Origin of the sequence: Ensifer sp. MJa1 (assembly GCF_037026475.1) — a bacterium.
Lineage (GTDB): Bacteria > Pseudomonadota > Alphaproteobacteria > Rhizobiales > Rhizobiaceae > Ensifer.
In genome coordinates, this window is the sequence record NZ_JAKUMO010000015.1 from 84,154 (window position 1) to 101,176 (window position 17,023).

Genomic DNA, 17,023 nt, shown 5'->3' on the forward strand with positions numbered 1-17,023 from the left:
ACCTTGCTTCTGAAATCGACTGCTTAGCGAAACTGAAACTGTTCAAACTCGACCCGCCTTGGCGTCTTGCCAAGCTCCTTCAGTCCCTTGACTATCGCCTCTCTTAGAGGCGCCGGACCGCAGAACCAGAGGTCCGCCTCTGCCGGGTCGATTGCGCTTCCGGCCGCCAGCTTGGCCGCATCCAGCCGCCCGTCGGTTGCTGAATCGTGCAGCACGAAGCTGAAGTTCTGAAGCCGGCTTGCCTGCGCTTCGAAGGTTTCAAGGCCGATTGCCTCGCGCCGGTCGCGCACGCAATAGACCATGTGGATCTCCTGCCCCTCGTCGCCTTTGAGATGCCGAGCCATCGCCAGGAAAGGCGTGACGCCGATGCCGCCGGCAAGCCAGATCTGCTTCTTGCTGCCGCGACGATGGTTGAAGCGGCCATAGCCACCCTCCAGCTTCAGCCGGTCGCCAACCGCAATGTTGTCGCGGAGCGCCTGCGTATAGTCACCGAGCGGCTTGATCGCGAAGCGCACAATGCCATCGGCTTCGACGCCCGCGATCGTGAACGGGTGCGGCTCCCGCAAACCCGACTTCAGCACACGCAGAAAGCCGAACTGCCCAGGCTTGGCGCGTAGCGCACGCTTCAGCGGCCGCGCCGAGATCACCGTGGCCCCGTCGTGCTTGATCACTTCGAAGACTTCGTAGCCGCGTGTGCGCAGCCATGGCAGGAGCTGGGTGTAGGCATAGCTCAGAATGCCAAGGGCTGCGAAGGCGTTGAGATAGGCCGCCAGCAACGCCGTGCCGTCATAGGGGCGCTTGATGAACATCTGATGGAAGGCGACTAGCACGAACAGGAGGCCGATGAAGCGATGCGTATAACGCCAGAGGTGATAGGGGATCTCGATCTTCGTCCTCGGGATGATCTTGACGATGCTGAGAACGAGCAGGACGACGAAACCGTAGAAGGCGTACTTTCCGGCCGATGCCGCCAGTTGGTTCAATCCGCTCGTCAGCGCCAGCCCCTTGAAATCGGGCTTCAGAAAGTAATGGACGAGGATGAGGCAGAGAACGGAAATACCGATCTTGCGGTGGAAGTGGTAGACGCGATCAAGGCCCCCAAACAGGCTTTCGACGAGAGGCGGCCGCGACGCCATGAACTGGGCGATCGCCATGCCGACGAAGGCGGCAGACGAGGCCATCAAGGAGAAGGTGGTCAGCGCATTGGTGTGACTGACCGCCGGCACGGCCAGCAGACCCGCAAACGCCATCAGCGACCAGACCAGAAACGCGCCCACTTTCATCTCGCGCCCCTCAACGCCGATGCCAGATGGTTGTTGCCTAAGGCAAGACTGGCAAGCGCCTCATCGTTCGTCAACATCATTCCGCGTTGTAACGAACGACGAGCTTCTTTTATTCAGACCATTGAAAAATGTGACTTTTAAGCGAGTGCTGAATTGCATTGCCGCCGATCTTAGAATCGATCAATGCATGGACCGAGATGCTCGTTCGCTTGCTTGCCTGCCGGTTCAAAATCGGGCAAGCTGTGATATATCAGCAACCAAAGGATCGGCATGTCGTCCCAGGCCCACCTCGCCTATCTCGCTATCGAGCGCCTCATCGTCACCCTGAAGCTCGAGCCTGGCGCCCTGGTCACGGAGAAACGATTGATCGAGCTTGCCGGGCTCGGTCGGACGCCCGTTCGCGAAGCGATCCAGAAGCTCGCCTGGCAGGGCCTGATGGCGGTCCGCCCGCGCGTCGGCCTTGAGATCACCACCATCCATCCGGATGACCAAACCCATGTGATGCAGACCCGGCAGAAGCTGGAGCCACTCGCCGCCGCTCTCGTCGCCACCCACGCGAGCACCGACGCACGCGCGCAGATGAAAGCCTGTGCCGCCGACATGACCATTTGCGCCGGCACCGGCGACCTCGAGGGTTTCCTCGTCGCCGACAAGGTCTTCGACGAACTGATGGAGGAAGCCTGCCCGAACCGCTTCCTGACCGCCGCACTGGCGCCGTTGCAGACCCATGCACGCCGCATCTGGTTCGCCTCGGCCTCCGCCGAGAAGATGTCCGGGTCCGTGCGCCGCCACGTCAGCGTAATCGAGGCCATCGAGCGTGCCGACGGGCACGCTGCTTCAACAGCGATGTCGGCGCTGATGGAATATCTGTCCGACGCCTGACGCAGTCATACCTGCATACCCGACGCGAGAAAATCACCGTAACATACTGACTTCGCAAGACAGAGAGCCTCCTCGCCTCAGTCGGCAGGCTTCATACTGCCGATCTTCAAGCGACAACGAGGCGTCTTGCCGCCGCCGGTCGCCACCGTCCGACTGAGGTAGCCGCAAGGGCAGGCCATGCTCGGCCACCGGGCGGAACTATCGCGAGCGCATGGCTCCGCCACATTCTACCGCATACGACAAAGGGCGCACCCATGGCGCGCCCTTCAACCAATAAAGCTGCCTGAAACGGATCAGCCGACGAAGGCCCGTTCGATGACGAATTCGGCCGGCTTGTTGTTGGCGCCCTCGGTCAGACCGGCGGCTTCCAGGATTTCCTTGGTGTCCTTCAGCATCGCGGTCGAGCCGCAGATCATGCCGCGGTCGATCGCGGGATCAAGCGGCGGCAGGCCGAGATCGGAGAAGAACTTGCCGTTGACCATCAGATCGGTCACGCGACCCTTGAACGGAAAGTCCTCGCGGGTCACCGTCGCATAGTGGCGCAGCTTGTCGCCGACGATCTCGTTGAGGAATTCGTGGTTGCGGATCTCCTCGACCAGATCGAAGCCGTATTTCAGTTCGGCAACGTCGCGGCAGGTGTGGGTGAGGATCACTTCCTCGAACTTCTCATAGGTCTCGGGATCGCGGATCAGGCTCGCGAAAGGCGCAATGCCAGTGCCGGTCGAGAACATGTAGAGCCGGCGTCCCGGAACCAGTGCATCGAGCACCAGCGTGCCGGTTGGCTTCTTGCGCATCAGCACCTTGTCGCCCGGCTTGATCGCCTGGAGATGCGAGGTCAGCGGACCATCCGGTACCTTGATCGAGAAGAACTCGAGTTCCTCGTCCCAGGCGGGGCTGGCGATCGAATAGGCGCGATAGACCGGCTTGTCGCCGACCATCAGGCCGATCATCGCGAACTCGCCCGAGCGGAAGCGGAATTCTGCAGGGCGGGTCATGCGGAAGCGGAAGAGCCGATCCGTATAGTGCTCGACGCTCGTCACCGTCTCGACGAAAACGCCCGCCGGTGCCTGGATCGCGAAATCTTCCGTTTTTGCCGGAGCATTCATCTTAGCTACAAGTCCTGTAAATGATGACCCTGTCTATCAACAATAAGCCGATATTCCAAGCCGTGCCCTGTTGGAAGGAAATCTCTTCCAAATATAGTCGCTTTCGGGGATTTCGGCGTGCTTCACACTGTCGCGGCCGACACTACCTCAAGAAACCCGCCGCCAGCTATAGGATTTGGCATCGGTCGCGGCCTTCGCCGTCGGCTGGTAGTGAACGGCAATGCCCGGCAGGCGCCCTTCCGACAGACGCTTCAATGCCGTCGCATTGCTGACCGCGAAGCTATCGACACCACAGCGCAACATCAACGGGATCTGGTCGATCAGCACGTCGCCGACCGCCCTCACCTCGCCGCCAAAGCCAAGGCGCGAACGCAACAGCGACGCATGACTGAAGGCGCGGCCGTCATTGAACGCCGGGAACGCCACCGCCACCAGAGCAAGGCGATCGAGATGGGGCGCAAGCTTGGTCACGTTATCGGCCGGGGCGATGACGACGCCCAAGCCGGTTTCGTCACTGTCGGCGACCTTGGCGAGGAACGCATCGAGGCCAACAATCGCCTTTTCGTTCGAGCCGGCCTTTGTCTCCTCGGTCTCGATGATCCAGGGATCATCGCTCACGAAACCGGTTTCCTTCCAGATTTTCGTCATGTCCGTTCCTTACGCCTCAGGCAGCTTCCTGCGCGCTGCCATAGAGCGCATCCTTGAAGGGTTGCGGGCCAACGCGGCGATAGGCTTCGAGGAAGGTCTCTTCCCTGTCGCGGCGCAGTCCCAGATAGGTGTCGACGATGGTTTCGATGGCGTCGGTCACCTTCTCCGGCTCGAAGCCGCGGCCGATGATTTCGCCGATCGAGGTGTTCTCGTCGCCGGAGCCGCCGAGCGTGATCTGATAGAGCTCAGCGCCCTTCTTCTCGACACCGAGCAGACCGATATGGCCCACATGGTGATGACCGCAGGCATTGATGCAGCCGGAGATCTTGATCTTCAGCTCGCCGATTTCGGCCTGGCGCTCGGGTGAACCGAAGCGGGTCGAAATCTCCTGCGCCACCGGAATGGAGCGCGCATTGGCGAGCGCGCAGTAGTCGAGCCCGGGACAGGCAATGATATCCGTGATCAGGCCGGCATTGGCGGTCGCAAGACCGGTCGCGACCAATGCACGGTAAACCGGCTCCAAATCTGCCAGCGCCACATGCGGCAGGATCAGGTTCTGTTCGTGGCTGACGCGGATTTCGTCGAAGGCGTATTCCTCTGCGATGTCGGCAACGGCGTCCATCTGTGCATCGCTGGCATCGCCCGGAATGCCGCCGATCGGCTTCAGCGAGATCGTCACCATGCCGTAGTCCGGGTGCTTGTGCGGCTGCACATTCTGCTGCACCCAGCGGGCGAATTCAGGATCGGTCTTTTTCCAGCGCGCAAGGCTTTCCCAGCCTTCGGCGCGGTTTTCGAGAGCCGGCGGCGCGAAGTAGTTGGTGATTGCCTGGATGTCGGTTTCCGGCAGCTTCAGCTCGGTGTCCTTCAGCGCCGCGAACTCGACCTCGACCTGACGCGCCAGTTCTTCCGCGCCGGTCTCGTGCACGAGGATCTTGATGCGCGCCTTGTACTTGTTGTCGCGGCGGCCATGCAGGTTGTACACACGCATGATCGCCGTAGTGTAGGACAGCAGATCCTCTTCCGGCAGGAAGTCGCGGATCTTCTTGGCGATCATCGGCGTGCGGCCCTGGCCACCGCCGACATAGACGGCAAAGCCGATGCGGCCGTTCTCATCCTTCTTCAGATGCAGGCCGATGTCGTGAACCTGGATCGCGGCGCGATCGCGCTCAGCACCGGTCACGGCAATCTTGAACTTGCGCGGCAGGAACGAGAATTCCGGATGCACGCTCGACCATTGTCTGAGGATTTCGGCGTAAGGCCTTGGATCAGCAACCTCATCGGCGGCGGCCCCTGCGAAATGGTCTGCCGTGACGTTACGAATGCAGTTGCCCGAAGTCTGCAGCGCATGCATCTCGACGCTCGCCAGTTCCTGCAGGATGTCCGGCGTGTCGGACAGGCGCGGCCAGTTGTACTGGATGTTCTGGCGCGTGGTGAAGTGGCCGTAGCCGCGGTCGTACTTGCGCGCGATATGGGCGAGCATGCGCATCTGACGGCTGGACAGCGTGCCATAGGGAATGGCGACGCGCAGCATGTAGGCGTGAAGCTGCAGGTAGACGCCGTTCATCAGGCGCAGCGGCTTGAAAGCGTCTTCGGCGAGCTCGCCGCTCAGGCGGCGCTCGACCTGGTCGCGAAACTGCTCGACGCGGGAGGAAACGAAGGAATGGTCGAATTCATCGTAGCGGTACATCGGGTATCGGTTCCTCAGGCAGCGTGTTTCGGGCCGGAAAGGCCATTATAGCCGGCAGCATAGGGGATCGACGGGCCCTCGGCGCGGATGCGTTCGCGCATGCGCAGCGGCCGAAGTGTACCGTTGACCTCCTCGACATCGACGACATTGGCGTCCACGACCTTGTTGTCTTCAAAGGCCTGCTTGCCCGTGGCTTCGAGCGCCGTCACGGCCTCTGCATGGCGAGCGATGAAGGCATCCTGCAGCGACTCAACCCAGTTGCCTGCGGCATCCAGCCAGACGGAGATGCCGTCCGAAAGTCGATTTGCCGTCAAAACCTTGCTCACCATGACCTCTTCCTCAGTTCAGTATCTGTTCGCTGCGCGCAGCCGCAACATCAATAGCATTGTCGGCGCGTCGCTTTTGGCCGGCCACGAGCGGCTCGGAGCGCTCGAAATTGGCACCGGCAACGGCGTCGCCTATGATCACCATGACCGGCCCGGAAAGCTCTGTGCGGTTTTCCAGGTCCGGCAGGTCCTTCAAGATGCCGTGCAGCAGGCGGCGATCCGCGCGGCTGGCATTCTCGATGACGGCAACCGTCGTTTCCGCTGGAAGCCCGGCCTGCATCAGGCGGCCGGCGACGGAGGCGGCAACGGTGCGGCCCATGTAGACGGCGATGGTTGCGCCCGAAACGGCAAGCCGCGCCCAGTCGGGCAGCACCTCGCCAGTCAGGTCATGACCGGTCGTGAAGACCAGCGACGACGCGACACCGCGCAGCGTCAGCGGCAGTTCGAAATCGGCAGCTGCGGCAAAGGCTGATGTGATACCGGGGACGATCTCGTAGCTGATCCCGGCTTCGCGCAGTGCCGCCATCTCTTCGCCAGCGCGACCATAGACCAGGGGATCGCCGGATTTCAGGCGGACGACACGCTTGCCTTCGGCGGCAAGCGTCACCAGCAGCTGATTGATCTCGTCTTGAGACTTCGAGTGGCAGCCCTTGCGCTTGCCGACAGACAGGCGCTCGGCATCGCGGCGGCCCATGTCGACGATTGCCTGCGGCACCAGCGCATCGTAGACGATCGCATCGGCTTCCATCATCACCCGCTGGGCACGCAACGTCAGCAGGTCCTCGGCACCCGGACCGGCACCGACGAGCCAGACATGGCCCGTCGCCTTCTCGACGGTATCGAGCAGGCGCGACGCCTCGCGGCGGGCGGCGGCCAGATCGCCTCCGGCAACCTTGTCGGCAACCGGACCGTGGAAGAACCGGCGCCAGAAAACGCGGCGCGCCACGCCACGCGGCACGAGGCGGTCAACAGCTTCGCGGTAGCTCGCAGCGAGCGAAGCGACGACGCCGAGTGACGGCGACAAAAGCTGGTCGACCTGGGCGCGGATCATCTGGGCTAGCACCGGGCCGGCACCTTCCGTACCGATGGCAACAGCGACCGGAGCGCGGTTGACGAGCGCGGGCGTAAAGAAGTCGCAGAAATCGGGCTGATCGACGGCGTTGGCCGGGATTTTTTGCACACGCGCAGCCGTTACGATGCGCTGATCCTCATCGGCGTTGCCAGTTGCGGCAAACACAAGGACAGCGCCGTCGAGTTGCTCCGGAGCAAAGTCGGCCTTCACATGCTCAATGCCGCGATCGTGCAGATAGAGCGCGAATTCTGCTTCGGGGGCGTCAGCAAAAACGACGATCGAGGCTTCGGTGTTCAGCAGCAGACGCACCTTGGCAAAGGCTTCATCGCCATTGCCGAAAACCGCAACGCGCTTCTGCGCGACGCGAAAAAATGCGGGGAAAACGGCGAGCTGCTGCGTCATGGTCTGGCGGTCGTTCCTTCTACAGGCTGCGGCGAATATCCCTTATGGGGCACGACAATTGAAGAAACAGAAATTTCAATGCCTTTCCGGTCCCGTATTGTTTTGCTCGGGGGCGCAAGATTTTGAGCAAATATCTCCGAGCCTGCTAAAACTCCGAGCGTCCGCGCAACCATTGCGCCCAATGGGCAACCTCCGTTAAATGCCGACATCGATCTGCCGGAGATAGATGACATGACCCAAGCGGAACTCGCCGAACGGCTGCTGACCGTAATCGAACAGGACATCCTGCCGCTCACCGAAAAGGGCGTCGCGGCCGGCAACAAGGTGTTTGGCGCCGCCATCCTGCGCAAGTCCGACCTGTCGCTGGTCCTCGCCGAGACCAACAACGAGACGGAAAATCCGCTGTGGCACGGCGAGGTGCACACGCTGAAGCGTTTCTACGAGATGGCGGAAAAGCCCGACACCCGAGACCTCATCTTCCTTTCGACGCACGAGCCCTGCTCCATGTGTCTGTCCGCCATCACCTGGGCCGGCTTCGACAATTTCTACTATTTCTTCAGCCATGAGGATTCGCGCGACTCGTTTGCGATCCCCCACGACCTGAAGATCCTGAAGGAAGTCTTCCGGCTTGAGCCGGGTGGCTATGCCAAGGACAACGCCTTCTGGCATTCAGCCTCGATCGCAGCCCTTGCCAAGGATGCCGACGACGAGACCCGTGCCCGCCTTGCCGCCCAGGATGCCCGCATCCGTGCCCGTTACCAGAGCCTTTCCGACAGCTACCAGTCCGGCAAGGACGACAACGCCATTCCGCTGAACTGATATCCATGGAACCTTCACGCGACATTCAACGCCTGCTCGACATCATGGCGGCTCTCCGCCAGCCGGAAACCGGCTGCCCCTGGGACATCGTCCAGACCTTCGAGACGATCAAACCCTATACGATCGAGGAGGCCTATGAGGTCGCCGACGCCATCGAGCGCGGCGACATGCATGACCTGTGCGACGAGCTTGGCGACCTGCTGCTGCAGGTGGTCTTTCATGCCCGCATGGCCGAGGAAGCCGGTGAGTTCGCCTTCGGCGACGTCGTCGAGGCGGTGACCCGGAAGATGATCCGCCGCCATCCGCATGTGTTTGCCCGCTCCGACGCCGATACGCCCGAGGCAGTGAAGCTGCAATGGGATCAGATCAAGCAGGCCGAAAAGGCGGAACGCCAGGCAAGGCGCACCCAGCGCGGACTGGCACCTGATGGCGCCGCAAGCCATCTCGGCTCGGTGCAGCGCTCCTTTCCAGCGCTGATCGAGGCGCTGAAGTTGCAGGAACGCGCGGCCAAGGTTGGCTTCGACTGGTCGGAGCCGGAACCGATCCTCGACAAGATCGAGGAAGAGATCGGCGAACTGCGCCAGGCGTTGCGCGAAAAGGATCGTGCCAAGGTCAGCGACGAACTCGGCGACCTGATCTTTGCCGTTGTCAATATCGGCCGCCATGTCGGAACCGACCCGGAGATGGCGCTGCGCGGCACCAACACCAAGTTCCGGCGGCGCTTCTCCCATATCGAACGCGAGCTCGAGGCCGGCGGCGAGACGCTCGACGGCGCAACGCTGGAGCGGATGGAAGAGCTTTGGCAGGCGGCAAAAGCGATCGAGCGACAACTGGGCTGAAACAAACGCGCCAGCTGGGGTGAAACAAACAAGGGGCGCTTCAACGGCGCCCCTTTCGTTGCTCCAGGTTTTCAGACGGCCTCCCCGAGGCAAACTCCGAAACCTACCAGTCTTCCTCGACAGGCTTCGGCCCGTTTCCGAGACGTCGTTCCAGATCGGCCGCTTCGTTCTCCGTCAGTCGGAGATCGAGACTGACGCGGCCGTCTTCCATGTCCTCGCGGCCATCGACGATGGCATGCTGATAGATCCACGGCAAAAGCTGCAATTGGTCGATGCCGAGCACGACGGTGCATTCGGTCAGCACGCCCGAAAGGCGCCGGCCAATTTCCGAAAGCAGTTCGTCCACGCCCTCGCCCGAGATCGCCGATACGGCCACCGTATTGCCCGACGTTGCCGCCTTGGCCTGCAGCGCCTCGCGCGATTCGGCATCGAGCCGGTCGATCTTGTTCCAGACCTCCACCAGCCGCTCAGACGCTTCCTTCTCGTCGATGCCAAGGTCGGCAAGGATCCGTAGAACGTCGCTCGCCTGCGCCTGGTTGTCCGGATCGGAGAGATCGCGCACATGCAGGATCAAGTCCGCCTCCAGTACCTCTTCCAGCGTCGCGCGGAATGCGGCAACGAGATGCGTCGGCAGGTCGGAGATGAAGCCGACGGTGTCGGACAGGATCACCATGCGGCCATGCGGCAGCTTCAGGCGGCGAAGCGTCGGGTCGAGCGTCGCAAACAGCATGTCCTCGGCAAGCACCCCTGCCCCAGTCATGCGGTTGAAAAGCGTAGACTTTCCGGCATTGGTGTAGCCGACAAGGGCAACGATCGGATGCGGCACCTTCTTGCGCTTGGAGCGATGCAACTGACGGGTGCGGCGCACCTGCTCCAACTCACGCTCGAGCTTGACGATACGGTCCTGCAGCAAGCGCCGGTCGGCTTCGATCTGGGTTTCACCCGGACCGCCCATGAACCCGCCACCGCCACGCTGACGCTCAAGGTGGGTCCAGCTTCGAACCAGGCGGCCCTTCTGGTAGTTGAGGTGAGCGAGATCGACCTGCAGCGTGCCTTCCTTGGTGGAGGCACGACGGCCGAAGATCTCCAGAATGAGGCCGGTCCGGTCGATGACCTTGGCGTTCCATTCCTTCTCGAGATTGCGCTGCTGCACCGGCGTCAACGGATGATCGACGATGACAAGACCAGCATCCTTCTCGACGAGGATATGACCGATTTCTTCGATCTTGCCGCTGCCGAGCAATGTGCCGGGCTTCGGCTGCGCCACCGGAACGATGGCGCCATGCACGACGTCGAGGTCGATCGCCATGGCCAGCCCGGTCGCCTCTTCAAGGCGACTTTCGTCCGAGCGCGTGGTGTTGGTCGACAGAATCTCTGCGGACTGTCGTCCGGTCTTCTTCAAGACCGGAACGATGACGACCGCGCGCATGTCGTCGCGGAGCTTCTCGAGCTCCGGAATAATCGACGACGATTTTGAATCCCGCTTGGTAATGTGCCTAACGTCCCGTCAGGATGCGGCTTCTTCGTTCTCGAACATCTGCAGCGGCTGGCCGGGCATGATGGTCGAGATCGCGTGCTTGTAAACCAGCTGCGAATGGCCATCACGACGCAACAAGACGCAGAAATTGTCAAAAGACGTCACAACGCCCGTCAGCTTGACGCCGTTGATCAGAAAAATTGTCAGTGAAATCTTTTGCTTGCGGACCGTATTGAGAAAGAGATCCTGCAAGTTTTGAGAACGTTCCGCCATCGCGCCGCTTCTTTCTTATTTGCCGGCGTTTTGCGCCGGTGCATTTTTGTCGAATTTTGCAATCCGAGGCGCCACAAGTACCTTCCCCGACACCTCGTCTAAGTTTGGTATCAAATCAATGTCTTTTCCGCAACGCCGAAAAAGGCTTCGCGAATATTCTGTGCTATGCTTCCTGGATGACCGTTGCCAATCGGCCTACCGTCGACCGAAACGACGGGAAAACAGATGCTCGTGGCAGCGGTAATGAAAACCTCGCGCGCCTCCAGCATTTCGTCGACGGAGAACGCCCTTTCTTCAACCTTAAGTCCGAGCGGCACAGCCACGTCCATCAGGGTTGTGCGGGTAATGCCCTTCAATATCCCATGTTCGGCGGGGCGCGTGCGCAAGACACCGTTCCGATCGACGATCCAGACATTGGTCGCCGCCCCCTCCTTCACCGTGCCGTCGGCATCGACGAAGATCGCTTCCTGAGCGCCATCTTCCTTCGCCTTCTGCCGTGCGAGCACGTTGGGAAGCAGGCCAACGGACTTGATATCGACCCGGTCCCAGCGATTTTCCGGTACTGTGATTGCCGCAATTCCGTTTGCGGCCTTCCTGGCGATCGCTGCCGTATCGGTACGTTTCGCCGTGACCACGATCGACGGCACCGTTCCCTCGGCCGGAAATACGTGGTCGCGCCGCGCGACGCCGCGCGTCACCTGCAGGTAGAAGAGACCGTTCTTGACCCTGTTTCGCCTGATGACTTTGCGGATCACGTAGACAAGCGCTGCCCGCTTCATCGGCCAGTCGATGCGCAACTCGCGCAGGGACCGGTCGAGGCGGTCGAGATGGCGGTTGAGGTCGACGATAAAACCGTGGCGTATCTCGCAAACTTCGTAGACACCGTCGGCAAACTGGTAACCCCGGTCCTCGATATGCACACCCGCATCCGCGTGCGCCACATAGGCACCGTTGACATAAGCAATTCTCGGCATGGACGTCGACCCTAGAAATACTGAATGCTGACGCGGAACAGCTGCTCGACGTGCTTGACGGCGGCGGCGGCGGCAAAGAGCACGACGCGGTCCTTTGCCTTGATCTTGGTCGCGCCATCAGGGCGGATAAACGTCTTGTCGCGATAGAGCGCGCCGATCCGGATACCGTTCGGCAATTCCAGGTCGCGCAGCGCCTTGCCGACAAGCGGTGACGTTTCCAGGGCCTCGGCCTCGATCACCTCGGCCATGCCCTTCTGGACCGCGTAGACCGAACGGATGCGCCCCTTGCGGACATGCTGCAGCACGCGCGAGATCGTGACGGCGCGCGGGTTCACATAGGCATCGACCCCCGCCGTGCCGGCGAAATCCTGGTAGGACGGCTCGTTGATCAGAACGAGCGTCGACTTCGCGCCGAGCCGCTTTGCCATCATGCTGCCGAGGATGTTGATCTGATCGTTGTTGGTGAGCGCCACCACGAGATCGGCATCCTGAACGTCAGCCTGGGCCAGGATCCGTTGATCCATCGCCGAACCATTGAGCACCACCGTGCTGCTGAGCTTGTCGGCCATCATCACGGCCCGGTCACGATCGCTCTCGATCAGCTTGACGCGGGTCCTCGGCTGATGTTCCTCGATGGCCTTGGCGACGAAATACCCGACGTTGCCGCCTCCGAAAATGATGATGCGGCGCGGCTCCTGCTCCTCATGGCCGAAGAGCGCCAGCGTCCGGCGCGCGTGTTCCCGGTCGCAGACCACATAGGCGATGTCACCCGCCTGCAACTGATCATCCGAATGCGGCACGATCACCTTGCCGTTGCGGAAGATGCCGGTAACCGTCGCAAGCAGGTCGGGAAACAGTTCACTCAGTTGCTGCAGCGGCGTGCCAACGACCGGACAATCTTCCAGGCATTCGAAGGCAACCATGGCGATGCGATCGTCCGCAAAACGCACCACATCGATCGCGCCGGGGAAGGAAATGCGCCGCAGCACCAGCCGCCCGACCTCGACCTCGGGTGAAATGGTGACGTCGATCGGCACGTTCTCGCGCGAAAACAGGTTCGCATATTCGGGCGCGAGATAGCTTTGTGCCCGAATGCGCGCCACCTTCGTCGGCACGTTGAAGATCGCGTGGGCCACCTCACAGGCGACGATGTTGACCTCATCGGACAGCGTGACCGCAATCAGCATGTCCGCCTGGTCAGCGCCTGCCTTGGCCAGCACATCCGGATGTGCCCCGTGCCCGACATAACCGCGCACGTCGAGGCTCTCGGTGATGTTGGCAATCAAGGCGGCCGAGGTGTCGATCACCGAGACATCGTTGTCTTCCTGCGCCAACCGCTCGGCGATGCCGTATCCGACCTGGCCCGCGCCACAAATGACTACCTTCATGTCGTTCTTTCACCTGGGAGCGCGGGCGCCAGACCGGAATCTGATCAGACGCCCAGCGACTTGAGCTTGCGATGCAGTGCCGACCGCTCCATGCCGACAAATTCCGCCGTGCGCGAAATATTGCCGCCGAATCGGTTGATCTGCGCGATCAGATAATCGCGCTCGAACATTTCGCGAGCCTCGCGCAGCGGCAGCGTCATGATGTGCTGGTCGCCCTGTGCGGAGATCTTCGGCAGCGTATCGCCCACTTCGGTCGGCAGCATGTCGGCCGAAATCGGCGTATCCGGACCGTCGCTGCGGGCCAGGATCATCAGCCGCTCGATGTTGTTGCGAAGCTGGCGGATGTTGCCCGGCCAGTCGTGCGCCTGAAGCACCGCCAGTGCGTCGTCGCCGATCTTGCGCGGACGGATGCCCGCCTGTTCGCTGACCTGGCGCATGAACATGTCGACGAGGAAGGGGATATCCTCGCGCCGCTCGGCAAGCGCCGGCACCCGAACCGGAATGACCGCCAGCCGATGGAACAGATCCTCGCGGAACAGGCCTTCGGAGATCATGTTTTCGAGATTGTAGGCGGTCGAGGAAATGATCCGGACATCGACCTTGACCCGCTTGGTTCCGCCGACACGCTCGAACTGCTGGTCAACAAGCACACGCAGGATCTTGTTCTGCGTCTCGCGCGGCATTTCGCCGATCTCGTCGAGATAGAGCATGCCGCCGTGAGCCTCTTCCAGCGCACCGGTGCGGCGCGGCTGGCCGGGCGTGCCTTCGGTTCCGAACAGCGCGATCTCCATGCGATCGGGCGTGATCGCCGCCGCATTCAGCGCCACGAAGGGACCCGCCGAGCGGGTCGACTTGCGGTGGATCATGCGGGCGACCAGTTCCTTGCCGGAACCGGACGGCCCCTGGATCATGATACGGCTGTTGGTCGGCGCCACTTTCTCGATCGTCTGGCGAAGCTGCGACACGGCGACCGAAGTGCCGATCAGTTCGACAGGATCACCGGACTTCTTCTTCAGTTCCGAGACTTCGCGCTTCAGCTTCGAGTTTTCCAGTGCCCGCTCGGCGATCAGGATCAGCCGGTCGGCCTTGAACGGCTTCTCGATGAAGTCATAGGCGCCGCGCTTGATCGCGTTGACCGCCGTCTCGATGTTGCCGTGGCCGGAAATCATGACGACCGGCAGATCCGGGTAGCGCCCCTTGATCTCGTCGAGCAGCGCCAGGCCGTCGAGCCGGCTTCCCTGCATCCAGATATCGAGAAACACCAGGCGGGGCACGCGATCGCTGATCGCCGCAAGCGCGCTGTCGCTGTCGAAGGCGGTGCGTGTTTCGTGACCCTCGTCGGACAGGATACCCGACACGATCTCGCGGATATCTTCCTCATCGTCCACAACCAGAATATCAGCGGCCATCGCTCGCACCCTTATCCTTCAAACTGTCTTCGCCCCCGGTTTCTCCGGCAGGCGGCAGGATCACGCGGATCATTGCCCCGACTCCGCCGTCAAAATCGACAGGCGCGTCGTGCAATTCCAATTGTCCGCCGTGGTCCTCAATGATCTTCTTGACGATGGCGAGGCCGAGGCCCGTGCCCTTCTCGCGCATCGTCATGTATGGCTCCAGAATGCGGTGCCGGTTCTCCGTCGGCAGGCCCTTGCCGTTGTCGATGATATCGACGACGAAGCGGCCGCTTGCGTCGGTGCGCGCGCGCGCCATGATCACGGGCTGGCCGCGCACCGCATCGGCAGGCACGGCCTCGATCGACTCGACAGCGTTTTTGACGATGTTGCCGAAAGCCTGGCCGAGCATGCGGCCGTCGAACAGGCCCTCAAGCGGCTCCTCGCCCAGTTCGCGCACGAAGCTGATGTGGTTGTTGCCCATCTCGCGCAGGAACATCGCGTCCTTCAGGATCGCGCGGAGATCCGCCTTCTCCTTGGTCGGCTTCGGCATGCGCGCAAAGGCCGAGAACTCGTCAACCATGCGGCCGATGTCTTCCACCTGGCGAACGATCGTGTCCGTGCACTGGTCGAAGACGGCCCTGTCCTCCTGGTCGATCTGCTTGCCATAGCGTCGCTTCAAGCGCTCGGCCGAGAGCTGGATCGGCGTCAGCGGGTTCTTGATCTCGTGGGCGATGCGGCGCGCCACGTCAGCCCAGGCGGTCGAACGCTGCGCGATGACGAGATCGGTGATGTCGTCGATGGTGATGACGTAGGATTCGTTTGCCTCGCCGCCCTCTTCGCGTGTGACCTGAACGTTCAGCGTCCGCTCGGTACCGCCGCGCATGATGTTGATCTGCTTACGGTAATCGTTGCGATGACGACCTTCGGCTTCAACCAGAACTTCTTCGATCTCTGGCGCGACCCTGCGCAAGTCGGCGCCGAGGAGGTCGGGTGCCGCCTTTTTCAGAAAGTCCTCAGAAGAGGAGTTCGCGATGGTGATCTGCCGGTCGCGACCGACGCCGATGACGGCCGCCGTCACGCCGGACAGCACCGCTTCGATGAAGCGGCGGCGATGATCGACCTCGTCCTTGGCCTCCAGGATCTGTTCCTGCTGGCTGCGGATCTCCGAGACCATCTTGTTGAATGTGCGTGACAGATTGCCGACGTCGCCGTCAACGGCGCGAACAGGCACGACGACATCCAGATTGCCGGACGCCACACTGTCGGCAGCGCCTATCAGCTGGCGGATCGGCCTGACGATCCGGTCGGCAACGGCGATCGCGGTCCAGATCGCAGCGAGGAGAACGATGAGCGCGAAGCCGATATAGAGGACACCGAAGGCAATCTGCGTAAAGGTTCGCCCGGCCTCAAGCGTCTTGTACTCAGCGGTGTTTTCTTCCATCAGCCGCAGCGACCGCATCACCTCGGGATCGACGTTGCGAACCGTGTAGAGATAGGTTCCGGGGATATCGTCGAGCGGGATCACGGCGCCGACAAGGTTGGTAATGCCTGGCGGAATGAGGGTCGGCTGACCGGACACCGAGCTCTTCAGCGCATCCGGCGGAATGGCCGGCAGAGGCCGGTCGGTGGAAATGTCGGCCTTCAGTATGGCGCTACCGTCGGCCCGAACGAGGAAGGCGCCGAGCATGCCGCGGCCACGGGCCTGGCGGGTCATCAGTTCCGTAAACCCGGTACGATCAAGACTGTAGAGCTGTCGATTGCGCTCGAGGTCGTTCGCCATGGAGACGGTCTGCCCCTGCAGATAGCTCGCGTTTTCGAGCACATAGGCCTGGGCAACATTGATCGAGGAGCGAACGATCGCCTGGGTTCTGAGCGAAAACCAGCGATCGAGGCCGACATCGAGCGTGATGCTGGCGAAGATTGCCACGAGAACCGCAGGCGTGATCGCGACGATCGAAAACAGCGCCACAATGCGCACATGCAGGCGCGCGGCAGCCCTGCCCTTGCTGCGTGCCCGCAGCAGCCGCAGGATTTCCCGCGCGATTAGATAAATCAGGCCAACGACAAAGAGGCTGTTGATCGCCGCACAGGCGATCACGACGTTCCGCTCGAGCTTGATCGGCGTCAGCCCGAGAAGGATGAGCAGCGAAACCGTCGCGCAAATCAGGGCGCCTGTCGCCAGCATGAGGCCCGGCAGGGCAAAGGACGCGCGCCGATCCTGCGCCGCCAGTCCTTCATCTGTGCCCAGCGGCAAGGCCATTGCGTCCACCATGAAAAGCGTTCCCCCCACCGCCGCCAGCCGGCGACGGCATCACTTGCTTGCATTCTCGGGTCAAAGGTTGACCTCACCACCCAAATGGGCTGTCGCGTTCCGGCCCTCGTCCATACCGATTGGTTCAAATCGATTGAAGGAGACGGCAACGACGCACGATTCGGCAGTCGTCACACGTTCA

General features: G+C 61.8%; 15 protein-coding genes. 3 read left to right on the forward strand and 12 right to left on the reverse strand.

Going from position 1 to position 17,023, the window contains the following annotated elements; genetic code table 11:
• Positions 1 to 23: 23 nt before the first annotated feature.
• Complete coding sequence (locus MKZ91_RS19890; RefSeq protein WP_336172809.1) at positions 24 to 1,283, reverse strand: ferredoxin reductase family protein; 1,260 nt, start codon at positions 1,281 to 1,283, stop codon at positions 24 to 26.
• Positions 1,284 to 1,553: 270 nt separating this feature from the next.
• Between MKZ91_RS19890 and MKZ91_RS19895 the strand changes: the two genes are divergently transcribed.
• Positions 1,554 to 2,165, forward strand: coding sequence for a GntR family transcriptional regulator (locus tag MKZ91_RS19895; RefSeq protein WP_336172810.1), 612 nt, complete (start codon positions 1,554 to 1,556; stop codon positions 2,163 to 2,165).
• Positions 2,166 to 2,458: 293 nt separating this feature from the next.
• Here the strand turns inward: MKZ91_RS19895 and MKZ91_RS19900 are convergent, their stop codons facing one another.
• The 5 genes from MKZ91_RS19900 to cysG all read right to left on the reverse strand — a co-directional run bounded on the left by MKZ91_RS19900 (position 2,459) and on the right by cysG (position 7,406).
• Positions 2,459 to 3,271 (reverse strand): ferredoxin--NADP reductase, encoded by an 813-nt coding sequence (locus MKZ91_RS19900; RefSeq protein ID WP_336172811.1) that lies wholly within the window; start codon positions 3,269 to 3,271, stop codon positions 2,459 to 2,461.
• Positions 3,272 to 3,418: 147 nt separating this feature from the next.
• On the reverse strand, positions 3,419 to 3,919 hold the full coding sequence (locus tag MKZ91_RS19905) for a DUF934 domain-containing protein (RefSeq protein ID WP_336172812.1): 501 nt from the start codon (positions 3,917 to 3,919) through the stop codon (positions 3,419 to 3,421).
• 16 nt (positions 3,920 to 3,935) lie between these two features.
• Positions 3,936 to 5,606 (reverse strand): nitrite/sulfite reductase, encoded by a 1,671-nt coding sequence (locus tag MKZ91_RS19910; protein WP_336172813.1) that lies wholly within the window; start codon positions 5,604 to 5,606, stop codon positions 3,936 to 3,938.
• A 14-nt stretch (positions 5,607 to 5,620) separates the two neighbouring features.
• Positions 5,621 to 5,935, reverse strand: a complete 315-nt coding sequence (locus MKZ91_RS19915; RefSeq protein WP_336172814.1) for a DUF2849 domain-containing protein — start codon at positions 5,933 to 5,935, stop codon at positions 5,621 to 5,623.
• 10 nt (positions 5,936 to 5,945) lie between these two features.
• Positions 5,946 to 7,406 (reverse strand): siroheme synthase CysG, encoded by a 1,461-nt coding sequence (cysG, locus tag MKZ91_RS19920; RefSeq protein WP_336172815.1) that lies wholly within the window; start codon positions 7,404 to 7,406, stop codon positions 5,946 to 5,948.
• Between the two features lie 231 nt (positions 7,407 to 7,637).
• On the opposite strand from cysG, the gene MKZ91_RS19925 reads away from it, so the two are divergent.
• Complete coding sequence (locus MKZ91_RS19925; RefSeq protein WP_336172816.1) at positions 7,638 to 8,225, forward strand: nucleoside deaminase; 588 nt, start codon at positions 7,638 to 7,640, stop codon at positions 8,223 to 8,225.
• A gap of 5 nt (positions 8,226 to 8,230) precedes the next feature.
• The gene (gene mazG / locus MKZ91_RS19930) at positions 8,231 to 9,064 is read left to right on the forward strand and encodes a nucleoside triphosphate pyrophosphohydrolase (protein WP_336172817.1); all 834 of its coding nucleotides are present in this window, start codon (positions 8,231 to 8,233) and stop codon (positions 9,062 to 9,064) included.
• A gap of 103 nt (positions 9,065 to 9,167) precedes the next feature.
• On the opposite strand, the gene hflX is transcribed toward mazG, so the two are convergent.
• The 6 genes from hflX to MKZ91_RS19960 form a co-directional block, all read right to left on the reverse strand.
• The gene (gene hflX / locus MKZ91_RS19935) at positions 9,168 to 10,493 is read right to left on the reverse strand and encodes a GTPase HflX (RefSeq protein WP_336172818.1); all 1,326 of its coding nucleotides are present in this window, start codon (positions 10,491 to 10,493) and stop codon (positions 9,168 to 9,170) included.
• 78 nt (positions 10,494 to 10,571) lie between these two features.
• A complete protein-coding gene (gene hfq / locus MKZ91_RS19940) occupies positions 10,572 to 10,814 on the reverse strand; it encodes an RNA chaperone Hfq (RefSeq protein ID WP_003535434.1) in 243 nt (80 codons plus the stop codon).
• Positions 10,815 to 10,924: 110 nt separating this feature from the next.
• The gene (locus MKZ91_RS19945) at positions 10,925 to 11,788 is read right to left on the reverse strand and encodes a D-amino-acid transaminase (protein ID WP_336172819.1); all 864 of its coding nucleotides are present in this window, start codon (positions 11,786 to 11,788) and stop codon (positions 10,925 to 10,927) included.
• A gap of 11 nt (positions 11,789 to 11,799) precedes the next feature.
• Positions 11,800 to 13,176: a Trk system potassium transporter TrkA gene (gene trkA, locus MKZ91_RS19950; protein WP_336172820.1), complete on the reverse strand. Its 1,377-nt coding sequence runs from the start codon at positions 13,174 to 13,176 to the stop codon at positions 11,800 to 11,802.
• Positions 13,177 to 13,220: 44 nt separating this feature from the next.
• Positions 13,221 to 14,585, reverse strand: coding sequence for a two-component system response regulator NtrX (gene ntrX / locus MKZ91_RS19955; RefSeq protein WP_275023581.1), 1,365 nt, complete (start codon positions 14,583 to 14,585; stop codon positions 13,221 to 13,223).
• Positions 14,575 to 16,842: a sensor histidine kinase NtrY-like gene (locus MKZ91_RS19960; RefSeq protein ID WP_336172821.1), complete on the reverse strand. Its 2,268-nt coding sequence runs from the start codon at positions 16,840 to 16,842 to the stop codon at positions 14,575 to 14,577. Before MKZ91_RS19960 ends, ntrX begins: the two co-directional genes overlap by 11 nt.
• Positions 16,843 to 17,023 lie beyond the last annotated feature (181 nt).